Genomic DNA, 16,223 nt, shown 5'->3' on the forward strand with positions numbered 1-16,223 from the left:
AATCCCCAGGTGGTGCCGGAGGATCTCCGCGACCGCCTGGCCAATGGGGTCGAGGCCCGAGTGCCTGGGAGGCGACTATGGACCTCCTCCGCGCCGGCCTGATCGGTGACCCTTATGACGGGGACAACGAACGGGCCCAGCAGTGGATCGGCGATGTTGACTGGCGGTTCACCTGCCAGTTCGACTGGCATGACGACGGATCACAGCGTCACGACCTGGTGGCCAACGGACTGGATACGGTTGCCGCACTGGAACTCAACGGCCGACCGGTTGGCAGCACCCAGAACGCCTACCGCTCCTACCGGTGGGATGTGCGCAATCTCCTCAAAGAAGGCGGGAACACCCTGGTCGTCTCCTTCACCTCCCCTGTCCGCGAGGGGGAGAGGAGACAGACGATTCTGGGTTACTACCCTCATGACAACCATCCCTTCAACCAGTTCCGGAAGGTGGCCTCGTCGTTCGGATGGGACTGGGGTATCGACGTGGCCAACGCCGGAATCTGGCAGTCCATCGGCATCGATTCTTGGTCCGGTGTCAGAATTGCCCAGGTCCGCCCGTTGGCGGGCGCCTACGACCAAGGTGGGGGTCTGCCACCGTGGATGTGGATCTGGAACGCGCCGGTGGCCGTGGAAGGTCCGGTACCGATGAGAAGGCACGGCCTGGCACCCAGTCCGGGGGGATACCCGTGCGGGTCCATCTAGGCGGCAACAGTGCCGACGCCCAGGCGTGCTCCTGCCTCAATGCCGGAGCGGACACGGTCCGCCTGGTTCTCAGGGTACCGGATGTGCAGCTTTGGTGGCCCCGGGGCTACGGTGACCACCCCCTCTACACGGTCGATGTCATGGCAGGCCAGGAGGGGGCAAACGCCGGATCGGATGAATCCCGTCCCCAGGCCGTGTGGACAGGCCGGGTGGGTTTCCGTACAGTCGGCGTGGACACGGCGGCCGACGAGGACGGCCGCCCCTTCCGCATATCCGTCAACGGGGTACCGGTGCATGCCCACGGTTACAGCTGGATTCCCGATGATGCCTTCATTACCCGGATGAACAGGGATCGCTACCAACGGCGGATGGAGGACTTGGCCGAGTCCAATTCCAACATGGTCAGGATCTGGGGAGGTGGATACTGCGAGTCCGACGACCTCTATGACCTGGCGGACGAGGAGGGGGTGATGGTCTGGCAGGACTTCATGTTCGCTTGCGCCGCTTACCCGGAGGACCCTGGCAACTGGTCGGAGGTTGAGGCGGAGGCCCGGGAGCAGATCGGTCGGCTCTCCCCGCACCCCAGCCTGGTCGTATGGAATGGATCCAACGAGAGCTACACGGCTTATGCCGACTGGGGCGGGTTCAAGAACGCTCTGGTCGACCCCGCCGCCGTCCCCAACATGTACGGTTACGGTGAACGCCCTTGGGGCGATGGATATTATTCTGATCTTTTTCCCCGCCTCTTCGCACAACTGGACCCGACCAGGATCTATCTGCCGAGTTCTCCGATGAGTTTCACCAAGTACACCTCGCCCAACAAGGACTACAAGGCCTACAGGGACTACAGGCCCCGCTTCGCCGACGAGTTCGGATACCAGGTGCCTTCTGCCTGGAGCACCTTGACCTGGGTGGTGCATGACAGCCCCTTGGATCCCTTTGGCACCCACCAGAAGGCCATCGACGGCAACATCAAGCTTTCCCGAGGCATGCGTTCCCACCTGACTCCGGGCGACTTCTATGACATCAGTTACGGCGGCGTGTTAAACGGCCGTCGTTCGGATGGGCCGCACTCCTGGCTGATTCCCAGTGACCGCTGGGAGGATATTGAGGACTGGCACTGGGCTTGTCAGTTGCAACAGGCACAGGCTGTCCGATTCGGGGTGGAGTACATGCGCTCGCTGGAGCAGGTGAATGCTGGCACCGCAAGCCCCTCTGGTTCGCCTCCCGCGACTTCTTCGCTCCCTCTGCCTAGCCTCTATTCAGCCCAGGGTTTCAGAGGCCTACTGGGCTGAGCACAGTTGGGCTGGCATGCCTGTCACCCCTGACCAGCTGGTTCTGGTCATGGTCAACGACACCCGTCAGGCCTGGGAGGGCCAGTGGCGGGTGGAGCGCCACCGCTTGGATGGGACTGTCTTGGCCGATCAGATCGCCCAGGTCTCCATACCGGCAGGGAGACAGGCCCAGGTGGTTCTGGAGGCCTCCGTGGCTGCCTTCGGTGCCCCGCCCAGGAGATCCTCGTGGCCGGTCCCGACCGGCCGGGTTTTGCCAGGGTCATCTACAATTCGGCTGAGGTTGTGGACCAAGCTCTCCGACTGAGGCACAGGATGTGAATATCGGCGGGACGATCAGTATGGATTGGCTTCCCAATGACAAGATTGGCTTCACCCTGGATGGCAGCTGGCTGCCCTCCACGTGGATTAAGGGCTGGTCCAAGGAGCGGCCGGATTACGAGAAGACTCTGGGGGCTGTCTCTTCCCTAGCAAGACCGGTGCGGAACCGCAGTACGTCACCTCTTCCGGCGGGTGGACCCTGGCTGTTGGCGGCAAGTCCAAGAACCCGGAGCTGACCTTCGAGTTCGTCAAGCTTCTAGGCAATAGGGAGTTTTCATTGGAGAAGGATATCAAAGAAGCCAAGATCGCAGTCAGGTCCGACGTGGCCAAGGATCCCAAGTATCTGGCCACCAATGCCTTCAGATCACCACCAAGGCCCTGGCTTACATACATGTCCGCACCAGCGTGAGCGAGTATCCCAAGGTCTCGGCTGAAATCCAGAGGGCTACGGAGCAGGTGGTGACCGGTGCAATGTCGGTCGACGAGGCCGCCAAGGCTTACGAGCAAGGGGTGACAGGTACCGTCGGCCAGGACAAGGTTGCCATCAGGGAATAGGACCCGGTGATCGGTCGGGCCCGGCTGATCCCTTGGCCCCATCCAAGAGCACCACCCTGCCCGTCTTCGCCTACAAGGTGACCCTTTAAATTCAGGGACATCGGCTATGGGTGCGCCATCGCCGTGGTCATGCGCTTCATCGATGCGGCTTTCGGCATGGTCTATGTCAACGCTCTCAAGGACGAGAAGGGGTAACCAATGAGTGAGGTAATCAGAGAACCGGTTGCAGGCCGGCGACCGGCCCGGACGGCCGGGCACAGGAAGAGGCTCAACACCCCCACCTCGCCCACCAGGCAGGGCCAGGCCGTCTGTCTGTCCTACGTAGCCATGGGGTTGTCTTTGTGGCTTTCATCCTCCCCCTCCTATGGCTCTTCTTCGCCGCCTTCGACGGGGAAGCCATCTTCCAGACCAAGATTCCCCGGCATTGGAATCTGAAGAACTTTGCGGCCATCATGACCAAGGATCAGACCTCCCTTCCCCTGTGGAACGGCTTTCTGATCTCGGCAGTGGTCACAGTAATCATCCTGGCCTGTGCACTTACCCCCCCCCCCCGATACCGGCCCAAGTTCAACAAGCTCTTCCTCTACACCATCCTATTCGGCACCTGCCTGCCGATCACCTGTCTGACGGCCCCGGTTTACTCCCTCTGCGTCATGCTCCACCTCTTGGACTCAAAGACGGGAACCATACTCTTCCTGGCGGCTTCCTCTTTCCCCATGACCATTTGGGTGACCAAAAACTTCATGGACTCAGTCCCGGTCGAGTTGGAGGAAGCCGCCTGGGTGGACTGGGCCAGTATGGGATGGGTCTATGGCCAGCTGGCTGCCTTTTCCCTGATTTATTCCCTACCAGTGGTGATCATGTATGTCATCGCCAACCGTTTCCTGGGGGGGGGGATACTCCCGGGCCGGAAGTGTGAAGGGATGAAAAGGCAGTTGCGCGGCGGGGGCCGGCGCTGGGACTGTGCCTTTCGTGGCGGAATCCGTCGGGGCAGGGTGTCGCCCTCGGTCGGCCAGGTAATCTCGCAAGAGGGCATGACGGGCCGTTATCCTTCCGGCCGACCGCCTAAGTGTAAAAAGTGGACAAATTCACGACCGCCAGGGGAAGTTTTGCAGTGATGGCAGAAAAGTACGCGAATTGCGGCGTCGGCGGTGGCAACTGACAAAGAAGTAAACTAAACTAACTTTTTGCATAGGCCGCAAAAGACAATGTAGATGCGGGTCTTCCGTGACCCGCCAACAAGGAGGTTGAATATTGGGATTTACGCGTGAAGAAAAGGTCATGTGGAGGCTGGACAGGCTTCTGGACCAGCACCTGCAGAACGCCCTGTACCGCCACACTTGCCCCGTTTCAATCGAATCCTGGGATGTCGCCGGCGAACCAGTCGACTTCCAGACGGCCAAGCAGGCCGAATACCGGCCTATGTCGGTCGGGGACCCGTGGGGGACGGCCTGGGACACCTGGTGGCTCCACGTGACCGGCCAGGTGCCGGCTGAGTGGGCACACGAGGCGGGCACCCGCCCCGAGCTGGTCGTCGATTTGGGCAGGATCGGGCTGGGTCCCGGCTTCCAGGCGGAAGGCCTGGTTCGCCGCCCGGACGGGACCGTGATCAAGGCCGTGGAGCCCTTCAACCAGTGGGTGCCAGTGCCCGAACCGGGCCAGCCTTGCGAGTTCTACATCGAGGCTGCGTCTAACCCACAGATCTCCAACGGTGGGTCCTTCCATCCAACCGAGCTGGGCAATGAAGGGGTGGGTAGGGAGCAGGGCATCTACCGTCTGCAGCGGCTTGAGCTGGGGCTGCTAGACCTCCAGGTCTGGAACCTGATCCAAGAACTCAAGGTCCTTGAGGGTCTTCTGCACGAAGTGGACCCCACCCGCACCCGCTACGCCAACATCCTGGATGCCATCGAGGCTGCACTCAACAGCATCGACCCCAACGATGTGGCAGGCGGTGCAGGCCGTGCGCGCCAGTGCCTGGCGGAAGTGCTCAGTGCACCCGCCACTAAAGGTCACACCGTCTATGCCGTAGGTCACGCGCACATAGATTCCGCCTGGCTTTGGCCCCTGAGAGAGACCCCCCGCAAGGTGGCCAGGACTTTCAGCAATGCGGTCGAGTTGGCCGACGAGTACCCAGACTTCATCTTTGCCGCCTCTTCGGCCCAGCAGTATCAGTGGCTTAAGGACAGCGAGCCCAATATCTACGAGGGGGTCAGGCGCAAGATTCGCTCCGGTCAGTTCGTCCCCGTCGGGGGTATGTGGGTTGAGAGCGATGCCAACCTGCCAGGTGGCGAGTCCCTGGTCCGTCAGTTCCTCCAAGGTGGCCGCTTCTTCCAGGAGGAGTTCGGCATCACCTCGCATGTCGCCTGGCTGCCGGACAGTTTCGGCTATTCGGGTGCTTTCCCGCAGATCGCCCGCCTGGCAGGCATGGACTACTTCCTGACCCAAAAGATCTCCTGGAATGACACGGACACCTTCCCCTTCCACTCCTTCATGTGGCAAGGGATCGATGGGACGGAGATATTCACCCATTTCCCGCCGGCAGACAAGTACAACTCCGATGCTTCCCCGGCTGACGTGGCCCGCTCCGAGAAGAACTTTACCGAGAAGGGGAAGGGGGCTTCCAGTCTGCTCCTCTACGGCTGGGGTGACGGCGGCGGCGGGCCCACCCGTGAGATGGTGGTGGCGACCGAGCTCCAGGAGAACCTGGAGGGCGGCCCCCGGGTTCTGATGACCTCGCCGGAGACCTTCTTCCGCCAGGCCAGGGAGGAGATGAAAGATCCCCCCCGTTGGGTGGGTGAGCTCTACCTGGAGCTCCACCGCGGCACGGCCACCTCCCAGGCGGCGACCAAGAGCGGGAACAAACGTAGCGAGTCCCTCCTGCGACAGGCCGAATGGTGGGCCAGCCAGGCGGCCATCCTCTGCGGTGTCCCTTATCCCTATGAGGAGCTGCAGGAGATCTGGCGCAAGGTCCTCCTCTATCAGTTCCACGACATCCTTCCCGGATCGGCCATCGCCTGGGTCTATGCCGAGGTGCAGCGCTCCGACAGGAAGATTTGGGCCCAGCTGGAGGGGATCATCGACAGGTCCCTCAAGGCACTCGTCGGCGGCGGCCCGGTCCAGCTGGAGGCCAACGCAGGGCCCCTGAGCCAGGAAGGTGTCCGTGCCGGTGCCGTGTCCGCACCCGCCAGTACCGCCGGCGGCCAGGCACGCAGGGATGGCGACGATACGGTCCTTGAAAACGACCGAGTCTCCTTCTGCATCGATCCCAAGGGCCATGTGGTCTCGGCCGTTGACAGGGCTTCCGGCCGTGAGGTGATTGACCCGGCAGTCCCGGCCAACGTCCTCCGCCTGTTCATCGACGCCCCAGCCCATTGGGATGCCTGGGATATCGACAAGACCTACCAGGACATGGAACTGCCCGGTGCCCAGGTCGAGACGACTACTTTGACCGACCAGGGGACCGTGATCGTCTCCGGGGCCATCGGCCAGTCAACCTTCAGCCAGGAGCTCAGCCTGGATGATGACACGGATGCCCTGGTGATCCGTACACACGTGGACTGGAAGGAAAGCGACAGGCTGCTCAAGCTCTCCTTCCCGACCAACCTCTACACCAAGGAGTCAGCCAACGAAATCCAGTTCGGTCATCTGACCAGGCCGATCACCGAGAATACCTCTTGGGAACAGGCCAGATTCGAGGCCGCAGCCCAGCGGTGGGTTCACATTCAGGAGGGCGACTTCGGCGTCAGCTTGGCCAACTGCACTAACTATGGCCATGACATCCACCAGTTTGCCCTGCCGGATGGCAGACCGGGCACGCGCATCCAGATCTCCCTCCTGCGCGCCCCTCACTTCCCCGATCCTCGGGCCGATCTTGGGGAGCACGACTTCACAGTGGCCCTGGGTGTGGGCACCGATATCAGGCGGGCCATCCGGATGGGCTACAGGCTCAATGTCCCGGTCCGTCGGGTGATGGGCGCCCACCAGGTAGATCCCTTGGTCGAAGTGGACGGGCAGGATGTGCTGATCGAGAGCGTAAAGTTGGCCGAGGACCGGTCGGGCGACTTGGTCGTCCGTCTTTATGAATCCGCCGGTGCCCGTTCCCGTGCTCGGCTGGCCGCCTGCTTTGATTGGTCCGGCGTCGATGAAGTGGGCCTCATGGAGGTTCCTTGCGACGCTGTCCAGCCGGCCATACGGTCCAAGGGCGAGGACGGGATTGACCTTGAGCTCCATCCCTTCCAGATCGTGACCCTGCGGTTCCGCAGGTCCTGAATCAAGTGAAAGGTGCCGCCAGGCAATCTGCCTGACGGCACCTTTCGCAACCCGCCTGTCAGATTGCCGGCCGGTCCCTCCCGGACATCCCCAGGGTCGGCCCGGGTGTCAGATCGTGGTCCAGTATGGCGCTGGCAGCCCCGATGGCGGCGATGTCACCCCCCAAGGTGGTCGACAGGACCTTGAAGTTATGGACCTGCCTGAGGACGGACCGCCGCCTGAGTACCTGGGCCACTCTATCCAGGTAGATGTCTTCCAGGAGGTGCCAGTAGGGACCCCCGAAGACCACTGTGTCCATATCCCAAAGGTCGGTCAGGATGGTCACAGCCCTGCCGATTCGCCCTGCCGACTCCAGGAGGAGGTCTCGGCAGATCCCATCACCACCGTGGGCCCGTTGACAGAGCGATCTGAAGGCCTCATCCAAGAAGGGGAGGTCAGCAGAATCGTTGAAGGCCTGCGGGTCCTGCACACGGGTAGGAGCGGGGAAGAGGCCCTCCTTCTCAGCCTGTTTGACCAGGGAGCGCGGGTCGCAGGTGACAGCCACGCACCCCCTTTGCCCACACCAGCAGGCAGGGCCCGAGGTGTCGACGACGATATGTCCCATCTCTCCCTCGTTGCCTGTCCTGCCCTGGTAGACCCGGCCCTGCCTGACCGTTCCGAAAGCGATGCCTAGGCCCATATACATGAAGAGGAAGTCCTGGCCGGTTTCCTGCCCCCTGCCCGCCCAGGTCTGGCCATGGCAGGCGGCGGTCACGTCTTTCTCCATGAAGACAGGCAGACCCGTGCTCGATTCCAAGTCGTGGGCCAGACGGACATTGCGCCAGCCGGAGAGGTTGGGTGGGTCGAGCACGGTTCCCTGCCTTGCATCTACTGGGCCGGGGATGGCTATGCCGATTCCCCCCACCCTCTTTCCGGAGATCCCGTTGCGTCCGAGCAGGAGAGAGACCGTTGAGGCTAGTGTAGCTATGGCTTGGGCGGAGTCGTCAGGCAGGTCGGGCAGGTCCCTGTCTATGATATTGCCGCCCAGATTAATCAGAATGACGGTGGTCCTGGCCGGTTCCAGATGGATTCCCACAGCGTAGCGGCCACTGGGATTCAATCTGATCGCCGTGCGGGGCTTCCCCCTGCCCACCGTCACAGTCCCCTCCTCCTGGACCAGGCCGTCGTCGATCAACTTGCGGACCATGTTGGTCACCGTTTGGCCGGTCAGACCGGTCAGGTGGGACACCTCCACCCGACTGATTTGTCCGGCTTTGCGGATGGTGTCGAGAACCACGCTGCGGTTGTAATCGCCGACGGCGGTGAGGTTGGTCCCTTGTAGGAAGGGTGACTCTGACTGATTGGAAAGGGACATTCTTGCCTCATTGGATAGATGGTTTTCGCATCCCTGGCCCGGTCCGCTCGCGGGTCCGGCGGGGGAGCTGGTTCGACCCAGCGCGGATAGATGGCCCTTTCGGCACCGGGGAGGGTTTGCGTATGCCATTGATTTTATGGGTAGGGGCTGATGACCCCGGTCCGGCCGGTTCAACCGGCGAAGTCTTCCATGGTTTCAGAGGGACTCGCAAACCATGATCGGTCTGCTTGCCGTGATGCTCTCTTCAGCCAGGGCCATGGGCAGCCCTCCCGGCATAGCAGAACAAGGCCGCACTGTCTATCGCGATTTGATGATCCCCTTCGCAGCTCTTCTCGTCGCTGCTGTGTTGATTATTCTGCAAGTCTTTTCGTCGGTGGACTCCTTAAGGTCTTCGGTGCTGCCAGCTGCATACCTTGGGCATCCTCGGCATGCGGTGTGAGGGGGGGGTGATGAAGGGCATGGCAACCAATCTATTCGAGCTGTTGGGCAATCAACGCTTGACCAGATTTGTCATGCCTCCGCTGAGCCTGGTTTATACGCCAAAGGGATCAGGCCGCATCAGGTGCCCAGGTGGCTGGGGAGTCGCATGACAGCGTGGGCCATGGCCTCACCACGATTATCGCCCTGACTCAGGGGTTCGCTGACTCAGTTGAGGTCAAGGAGCAGCTATGGCTCCAGGCTGCGCATGCTCAACGAGCTCGAAACCGTGATCCCAGACAGGATAACCTCAGTTTCATTGTCAGCATGGAGGCAATCGAACACGCTCCGGCACGCCTCAGGCCCGAGCACCACGTCCTCTCTCGTGACTATGAGCAGGACGGCACCCTCCGCATCAGAATCCACGACGATGGGCATGGGGGATGGGCATGGGCAAGCCTTGGACGATCGGGAACCGACCATTCATGATCATCAAGGAGTGCGCCCCGAACAGATAGGCGAGCAATGTCGACTGATGGGAGGGGTTTGAGTAGTTGACCGAGCGAGAACGGGGATGGACGGTAGAAGCCATCCTGCCTGGTACTGGCAGGGGGCAACGCTCATGATTGACCTGATCCTGGTGGATGACCTTGTGTTCCTTTGCAAGGGGCTGGTCCCCATGATCCCGAGGCTGACCATGATCTACGAGTCGTCAGACGAGCTTCCAATGGTCAGGAGGCGGTGATTCTGCTTCGATAAATGAAAGCAGCCGCTCAGCCGTTGCCCCAGGTGATCCTTGTGGACGTTCGCATGCCCGTGATGGATGGCATCGTGAGGATGAAAGCCAGGGGGAATGATGGCTTGCGGCATGATAACTTCACCAGTGTGATGAGGTTGATGCTTGGGTTCGGGCGCCGGAACTCGCGTACAAAAAGAACGCTTGTTCGATCAGTTGAGTTCTCACTATATTGAGTTTCCGCTATTCGTTTACGTGGATAATATTTCAGTCAAACAGGCTCCCTCTGGAATTCTCCGGTTCGGTTGCTTGCCGCCCGTATATGATGAGATGCAGACGCTGTCCAGGCTGCAGTCGGACAAGGAGCGGCCACGCGATCGGCACGAGGGAGGCGGACCATGGGAATCCTTCTGGTGAGGATGGACCAGCCTGGGGAAGTGGATGCCGACCAGGTCTGGCAGTATCTGAAGGCTTGTCGCGCGCAGCCAGAGGATGAAGCGGCTGGGCTCGGCCCCTTGGAGGACTGCCGCAGCTTGGATGAGGTTCGTCGGTCAGGCCTGCCCGAGGTGGCTCGGCAGGCGCGTGGCGATGATCTGCCCCTGGGATTTGTGCCCGCCTTCCAGTTCGCTGCACTTGAATCCAGTGGCGAACTGGTGGGGATGATCCAGCTGAGGTTGCAGCTCACAAAGGCGCTGCTGCGCATGGGCGGCAACATCGGCTATTCGGTCCGTCCGGATCGTCGTCGGCAAGGCTATGCCGGGATGATGCTGGACGATTGTCTGCGACGGGCTGCCGCACTGGGCATGAGCCGGGTCCTGATCACTTGCGCCGGATCGAATCTGGCCAGTCGGCGGGTCGTTCTTTCGCGTGGCGGGCAACTGGAGAATGTGCTTCCCGGCAGCTCTGGTCAGCCAGTAGAAAGGTATTGGTTCGATTTGCCTGATCAAACGAGCAGCCCGATGAACACGCCAGTGTGAAAGAGACCGATAGATTCCTCGTGTCTTAGCGCGTCTGCGAGGTTCTTTTGAGAGAATGGCAGATATGGTCTGGCTGATTGTCCTGGTATGGGTGCTGGTGGTGATGGCATTCATTGTATTCGTCATGCGTTTGGCGCTGGGCGAGTCCCAGGACCGTGCCTTCTCCCAGTCTCTGAATGAGCGTGTGCGCAGGGCCGCGCGCCGTCGGCAGGAGCGAGAGAATAAGCTGCCGCGGATTGCAGGAGGGCATCTGTCTTTCGCCCCTGGCTCGGGCGAGGATGCGCCAACTGCTGAAGACCTTGCGCATCCCTATCCGGTTTATGTCAACTCCTCCTCTGTGGTGGAGGTTCGAGGTACGCTGGCCTCCGATTCCACGGACGAGATAAATCTGCCCCGGCCCCCAGGCGTCGATTCTGCATCGTCGGCTAGCCCGAGACAAAAGAAGAATGCCGTGCCGTCGGTTTCTGCGGCCTCGGAGCCTCCGGCCCCCAGGAACTCCGCACTACGTTCTTCCAGCCCTGAGCCCTCGCGTCCGCAGCGGAGGGAGCCTCAGCCCATCACCTTCGACGTCATGCCTTCAGTCAAGAGCGGTTCGCAGACGGAAACGAGTCATCCGAGCGAAAAGTGACCGCTGGTGATGACTGTCCGTGTCCCTTTTCGCCTTTAGGCTGGTACCTATGACAACACAGCAGCTCCTTATTCTTATTCTGGTGCTGATCGTTCTGGTGCTGGCGGTGGTCGGCATTCTGGTGGCGGTCCGTAAGCGCCGGTCCCAGGGGGATTCCGTGTGCCCCGGCAGGGCGCAAGAGCCTGGTAATGGCCACTCTTCTTTGCCCCCGAAATCGGCGACGGCTGCGGCAGAGGGCCGAGCTGGAGGCCAACTTGGTGCCTCCCCAGCAGCTTCATCAGGTGACCAGGCTGTCCAGTCCGCATCCCCCGCATCGGCTTCTTCTACGGGTTCAGTCGATTCAGAGGCGGCCGCCCAGTCTTCCTCAGCCGACCAGGCAGCACCGCCAGCGCAGGAGGAGCCGGTTCACCCGGAGGCCTCTGCATCCCGCATGACCAGGCTCAAGGCCAGGCTGGCCAAGAGCCCCAACCCCTTCGGAAAGGCCCTCTTTGCCATTTTGACCAAGGACCATCTGAGCGAATCCGACTGGGAAGATGTTGAAGACACCCTGCTCATGGCGGATGTGGGCGCCGAGGCCAGCGAACAGCTGGTGAAACAGTTGCGCGACGATGCCCGGATTACCGGGCAGAAGGACCCCGCAGCAGTGCGTCGTGGCCTTCGTCAGCGCTTGATCGATCTGATCGACCCCAGCATGGACCGAACTCTGGTGGCTGCCCGGCCTCAGGCCAACAGGCCGTCGGTCGTCATCATGGTGGGCGTCAACGGGACAGGCAAGACCACCACGGCGGGCAAGCTGGCCAGGCTCTTCGTCGCCGATGGCAATTCGGTGGTCATGGGTGCCGCCGACACCTTCCGCGCCGCAGCCGCTGACCAGCTGGAGACCTGGGGTGGCAAGGTGGGCGTGCCCGTGGTCCGCAGCGACCGCGACGGTGCCGACCCGGCCTCGGTGGCTTTCGAAGCCGCGGAACGAGCCAAAAATGATCAGGCGGATGTCCTCATTGTGGACACAGCCGGGCGCCTACAGAACAAGGCCAATCTGATGGATCAGCTGGGCAAAATCCGGCGGGTGATTGAGAAGAACCTGCCCGTGGACGAGGTTCTGCTGGTCCTGGATGCCACCACCGGACAGAACGGAATGATCCAGGCCCAGGTTTTCGCCCAGGCCATCGGGGTTACGGGCATCGTTCTGACCAAGCTGGACGGCTCAGCCAAGGGCGGCATCGTCGTTTCTGTCCAGCGGGAGTTGGGCGTGCCCGTCAAGCTGGTCGGGCTGGGCGAGGGACCCGACGATCTGGCCGTTTTCGATCCCGAGTCCTTTGTCGACGGCATCCTGGGAGATGAGTAGTCCAGCCGGCCGGTTGGTCATAAGGCGGTTATCCAATAGTCACCCGGAGGTAATGCGGCGGTGACCTGACCGACATCCTCTTCCTGTTTGATGAATCGGGAAGTGGAAGAGAATCTGACGTAGGCTGTCCGGAGGGGAGTCCTCTTTATTGGGGCTGTTCGCTCGGATGGGGAAAAGAGAGGTGTAGGCATGGATTCTGGAAATGCTGCCTGGATGCTGGTAGCGGCATCCATGGTTTTCCTGATGACTCCAGCGGTGGCTTTCTTCTATGGGGGTATGGTCCGAGCCAAGGCTGTACTCAACATGATGATGATGTCCACGCTGGCCATTGCCGTGACCGGGGTTGTTTGGACCTTCTGGGGATGGTCGGTTTCCTTTGCGGGCAAGGACATCGGAGGCGTCTTCGGCGACCCCATCACCGGCTTCCTGCTCAGGGACACGGTCACGGCCAAGGACGGGGTCTTCACTTCGCTTGATTCTGCAAACGCTGCCTACCCGCATACGGTGGACATCGCCTTCCAGGCCGCCTTCGCCATGATCTGCGTGGCCCTGATCTCGGGAGCCCTGGCAGAGCGAGTCAGAATCAGCACCTGGATGATCTTCGTTGCCCTCTGGGTCACCTTGGATTACGCGCCCATGGCCCACATGGTCTGGAATCACGGACTGTTGGCTGCCGATGGACCCATCTCCAACGCCATCGGGGCCCAGGCGCACGACTTTGCGGGCGGTACGGTCATCCACATCAACGCGGCAGTAGCAGCCCTGGTCATTGTGCTCATTATCGGCAGGCGAATCGGCTTCCCCAAGGATTCCATGCGCCCCCACAATGTGCCCATGGTCATGCTGGGCGCCTTTCTGCTCTGGTTCGGTTGGTTCGGTTTCGATGCCGGATCCGCCTTCGCCGCCAACGGCACGGCTGGATATGCCTGGGTTTCCACGACCATAGCCGCCAGCGGCGCCACTCTGGGCTGGCTCTTCACTGAGCGGGTCCGCACTGGGCATTACACCGCCATGGGTGCAGCATCCGGCATGGTCGCCGGCCTGGTGGCCATCACTCCAGCGGCCGACGTGGTTTCCCCGCTTTGGGCCATGGTCATCGGACTCTTGGCTGGTTTCGTCTGCTGTCTGGCCTGCGGGCTCAAGTTCCGTTTCGCCTATGACGACTCCTTGGATGTGGTGGGCATCCACGGTGTGGGTGGTTTATTGGGCACGTTGCTGATAGGTTTCTTTGGTACCGGTACGGGCTTCCTGGCCGGCGGCAATTTCCGGCAGCTGCTGGTTCAGTTCCTGGTGGCGCTGATTGCGGTCATCTACGCAGCTGTAGTAACCGGTGTGATCGCCTTCGCACTGGAGAAGACCATTGGTTGGCGAGTCAGCAAGGATCAGGAGGTCATCGGCGTCGATCAAAGCGATCAGGGTGAGAGCGCCTACGACTTCGGGTCTATTCTGAACTGATCAGAAAGGAAGGCAGCATGAAGCTCATTACCGCCATCATCCAGCCCGGGCGGCTGGATCAGATTAAACAGGCCCTGACCGAGGCCGGCGTGCACGGCATGACCGTCTCGTCAGCCCAGGGCTATGGTCGGCAGGGCGGCCATAAGGAGGTCTACCGGGGCAGCACTGTCAAGGTGGACCTGGTTCCAAAGACGCGCCTGGAGGTGCTGACCGAGGACAGCCGGGTCGACGAGCTGGTCGACACCATCGTCCAGGCCGCCGCCACCAATACCGTGGGCGACGGCAAGGTCTGGGTGCAGTCCCTGGACTCAGTGGTCAGGGTTCGTACTGGGGAGACCGGCGTAGACGCTATCTGAGGCAGTCTTCTGCCGCCACTCTGTATGGTCGTCTTCCTGCTGACCGGTTTCGCGGGATCCCGTCGCTGTGGCTCATTTTATGGTCTAACGGTCGGGGTCTTGCTTTTTCTATGTCTGAGTCGTTGAAGATGACTCCTTAGGCTTCTTTGACCTGGCTAATCGTCCCCATCCAGATATCGGTGCGCGTTCTCAAGCCATTGCAGATGGCTCTGACGCCGATGAAGAGGACATTGAGAACGGCCCAGAGCATGGCTATCCGCCAGGTGGGCGTCCAGTTCATAGCCAGAGCCGTCATGCCTAGCAGCCCGATCAGGTAGATCACAGCCGTCAGGGAGCAGGTGGCTGCCAGGTAGCGATAGTCCCCGGCCCCGATCAGGATCCCGTCCAGGGCCCACATCCATCCGGCGACGGGCATGAAGACTCCCTGGACGATCATGCCTACGGTGATCAGCGACCTGATGGTCGGCGTTGGGCTGAACAGGGGGGCGGCGAAGAGGCCCAAGGCGATCATGACCAGCCCGACCAGCACTCCCATGGCCATGCCGGCCTTGGCTGACAGGTCGGTCATGACCCGTGCCCGTGACCGCTGTCCGGCGCCCAGTTCGGTGGCTACCAGCGACTGGCCGGCGATGCCTACGGCATCCAGCATGTTCAGTCCGAAATTCCAAGCCGAGTTGACCCCCTGGTAGGCCGCCAGCACCTGCTCGCCCAGGTGGGCTGCAGCCACCACGGTCATAAAGAGGCAGACCCGCAGGGCCAGGGTCCGCAGGAAGAGCGGGAAGCCGTCGCCCATGCTGGCCGCCATGCCTGAGAGCCTGGGCCGCAGCTGGGCGCCTTCCCGACGGGCCCAGACCAGGGCGGGGATGGTCAAAAAAAGCCCCATGGCCCACTCGGCAATCAGGGTGGCCAGGCCCGAACCCAGAATGTCCATGTGTAAGCCGAAGACCAGAAGGACCTCCAGGGCGGTGTTGAGGATGGCGCCCGACACGGCGGTCACCAGGGTGATCTTTACCTGCTGCAACCCGCGGAAGATGCCGTTGGCCGCGTAGACCAGGAGCATGGCCGGGAGGCCGAAGACCAGAGCGTTCAGATAGGTCTGCGCTGCCTGCAGGACCGGCCCGCGGGCTCCCATCAGGCTGCAGATGGGCCGACTCAAAGCCAGGAGAACGGCACAGACGACCAGGCCGATGACGAAGGCCAGCCACATGCCGTCCACACCGGCCTGCATCCCCTCCCTGCGGCGGCCGGCGCCCATGAGTCGGGCCACCTGGGAGGTGGTTCCGTAGGCCAGGAAGATGCACAGGCCCACGGTGGTCAGCACCACGGTGGATCCGACGGAGAGTCCGGCCAGGGCCGAGTCGCTGATGTGGCCCACGATGGCGGTGTCGATCATGACGAAGAGCGGGGAGGCGATCAGTTGGCCGAAGGTGGGTATGGCCAGTCCAGCGATGGTCCGGTAGGTCGCCCGCCGTTCTTCCGGCGTGATTGGTCCGGTCTTGGTTTCGGTGATGTTCCTCTGGCTACGCATGGACGTCATGCTAATGCTCTGGACTGAAGACACAACCCCTGGAAGTCAGTCCGTGGACGCCTTGCCGGTAGATGCCGTATCACCAAATAGACCCGAGTGCAAGCTGGATTGATGATGTGGAAGACTGTCCCCAAGTTTTACACAGAGTTATACCCATGAGGTGGATAAGTTGCGCACATGTCCTCTAGGACACGCCTTGAATGTGGATAACTTATTTTTCTATGCACATGCAGAGGCGACTCTGTGCTGCACCGGAGAGCTCGGTACTTCCTGGTGAATGCCTTGGGTG

The 16,223-nt window shown here is 61.5% G+C and carries 15 protein-coding genes; 13 read left to right on the forward strand and 2 right to left on the reverse strand.

All coding sequences use genetic code 11. From position 1 onward, the window contains the following. Nucleotides 1-77 precede the first annotated feature (77 nt). The 7 genes from J3T92_RS00300 (at nt 78) to J3T92_RS00330 (ending at nt 7,138) form a co-directional block, all read left to right on the forward strand. A complete protein-coding gene (locus tag J3T92_RS00300; protein WP_267399199.1) occupies nt 78-701 on the forward strand; it encodes a glycosyl hydrolase 2 galactose-binding domain-containing protein in 624 nt (207 codons plus the stop codon). After that, nucleotides 596-1,996 carry a hypothetical protein gene (locus J3T92_RS00305; protein ID WP_267399200.1) on the forward strand — a complete coding sequence of 467 codons (1,401 nt, stop codon included), beginning with the start codon at nt 596-598 and terminating at the stop codon, nt 1,994-1,996. Before J3T92_RS00300 ends, J3T92_RS00305 begins: the two co-directional genes overlap by 106 nt. Before the next feature lie 16 nt (nt 1,997-2,012). Further along, on the forward strand, nt 2,013-2,300 hold the full coding sequence (locus J3T92_RS00310) for a hypothetical protein (protein WP_267399201.1): 288 nt from the start codon (nt 2,013-2,015) through the stop codon (nt 2,298-2,300). A gap of 291 nt (nt 2,301-2,591) precedes the next feature. Then, a complete protein-coding gene (locus J3T92_RS00315) occupies nt 2,592-2,723 on the forward strand; it encodes a hypothetical protein (protein ID WP_267399202.1) in 132 nt (43 codons plus the stop codon). Further along, nucleotides 2,720-2,869, forward strand: coding sequence for a helix-turn-helix domain-containing protein (locus tag J3T92_RS00320; RefSeq protein ID WP_267399203.1), 150 nt, complete (start codon nt 2,720-2,722; stop codon nt 2,867-2,869). The genes J3T92_RS00315 and J3T92_RS00320 overlap by 4 nt, the downstream gene beginning before the upstream one ends. Before the next feature lie 341 nt (nt 2,870-3,210). Next, nucleotides 3,211-3,987, forward strand: coding sequence for a carbohydrate ABC transporter permease (locus J3T92_RS00325; protein WP_267399204.1), 777 nt, complete (start codon nt 3,211-3,213; stop codon nt 3,985-3,987). A 136-nt stretch (nt 3,988-4,123) separates the two neighbouring features. Further along, nucleotides 4,124-7,138 carry an alpha-mannosidase gene (locus J3T92_RS00330; protein WP_267399205.1) on the forward strand — a complete coding sequence of 1,005 codons (3,015 nt, stop codon included), beginning with the start codon at nt 4,124-4,126 and terminating at the stop codon, nt 7,136-7,138. A gap of 58 nt (nt 7,139-7,196) precedes the next feature. Here the strand turns inward: J3T92_RS00330 and J3T92_RS00335 are convergent, their stop codons facing one another. Further along, nucleotides 7,197-8,492, reverse strand: coding sequence for an ROK family transcriptional regulator (locus tag J3T92_RS00335; RefSeq protein ID WP_267399206.1), 1,296 nt, complete (start codon nt 8,490-8,492; stop codon nt 7,197-7,199). A gap of 214 nt (nt 8,493-8,706) precedes the next feature. Between J3T92_RS00335 and J3T92_RS00340 the strand changes: the two genes are divergently transcribed. The 6 genes from J3T92_RS00340 (at nt 8,707) to J3T92_RS00365 (ending at nt 14,406) form a co-directional block, all read left to right on the forward strand. Beyond that, a complete protein-coding gene (locus tag J3T92_RS00340; RefSeq protein WP_267399207.1) occupies nt 8,707-8,931 on the forward strand; it encodes a hypothetical protein in 225 nt (74 codons plus the stop codon). A gap of 1,112 nt (nt 8,932-10,043) precedes the next feature. Next, nucleotides 10,044-10,622 (forward strand): GNAT family N-acetyltransferase, encoded by a 579-nt coding sequence (locus J3T92_RS00345; RefSeq protein ID WP_267399208.1) that lies wholly within the window; start codon nt 10,044-10,046, stop codon nt 10,620-10,622. A 64-nt stretch (nt 10,623-10,686) separates the two neighbouring features. Continuing rightward, nucleotides 10,687-11,250 carry a hypothetical protein gene (locus J3T92_RS00350; protein WP_267399209.1) on the forward strand — a complete coding sequence of 188 codons (564 nt, stop codon included), beginning with the start codon at nt 10,687-10,689 and terminating at the stop codon, nt 11,248-11,250. A gap of 49 nt (nt 11,251-11,299) precedes the next feature. Further along, on the forward strand, nt 11,300-12,595 hold the full coding sequence (gene ftsY / locus J3T92_RS00355) for a signal recognition particle-docking protein FtsY (RefSeq protein ID WP_267399210.1): 1,296 nt from the start codon (nt 11,300-11,302) through the stop codon (nt 12,593-12,595). 189 nt (nt 12,596-12,784) lie between these two features. Beyond that, the gene (locus tag J3T92_RS00360; RefSeq protein WP_267399211.1) at nt 12,785-14,050 is read left to right on the forward strand and encodes an ammonium transporter; all 1,266 of its coding nucleotides are present in this window, start codon (nt 12,785-12,787) and stop codon (nt 14,048-14,050) included. Nucleotides 14,051-14,067: 17 nt separating this feature from the next. Next, the gene (locus tag J3T92_RS00365; protein WP_267399212.1) at nt 14,068-14,406 is read left to right on the forward strand and encodes a P-II family nitrogen regulator; all 339 of its coding nucleotides are present in this window, start codon (nt 14,068-14,070) and stop codon (nt 14,404-14,406) included. 136 nt (nt 14,407-14,542) lie between these two features. Here the strand turns inward: J3T92_RS00365 and J3T92_RS00370 are convergent, their stop codons facing one another. Beyond that, nucleotides 14,543-15,934 (reverse strand): MATE family efflux transporter, encoded by a 1,392-nt coding sequence (locus J3T92_RS00370; protein WP_267399213.1) that lies wholly within the window; start codon nt 15,932-15,934, stop codon nt 14,543-14,545. Nucleotides 15,935-16,223 lie beyond the last annotated feature (289 nt).

The sequence above is a fragment of the Bifidobacterium sp. B4081 genome (genome assembly GCF_026537335.1).
Taxonomy (GTDB): Bacteria; Actinomycetota; Actinomycetes; order Actinomycetales; family Bifidobacteriaceae; genus Bombiscardovia.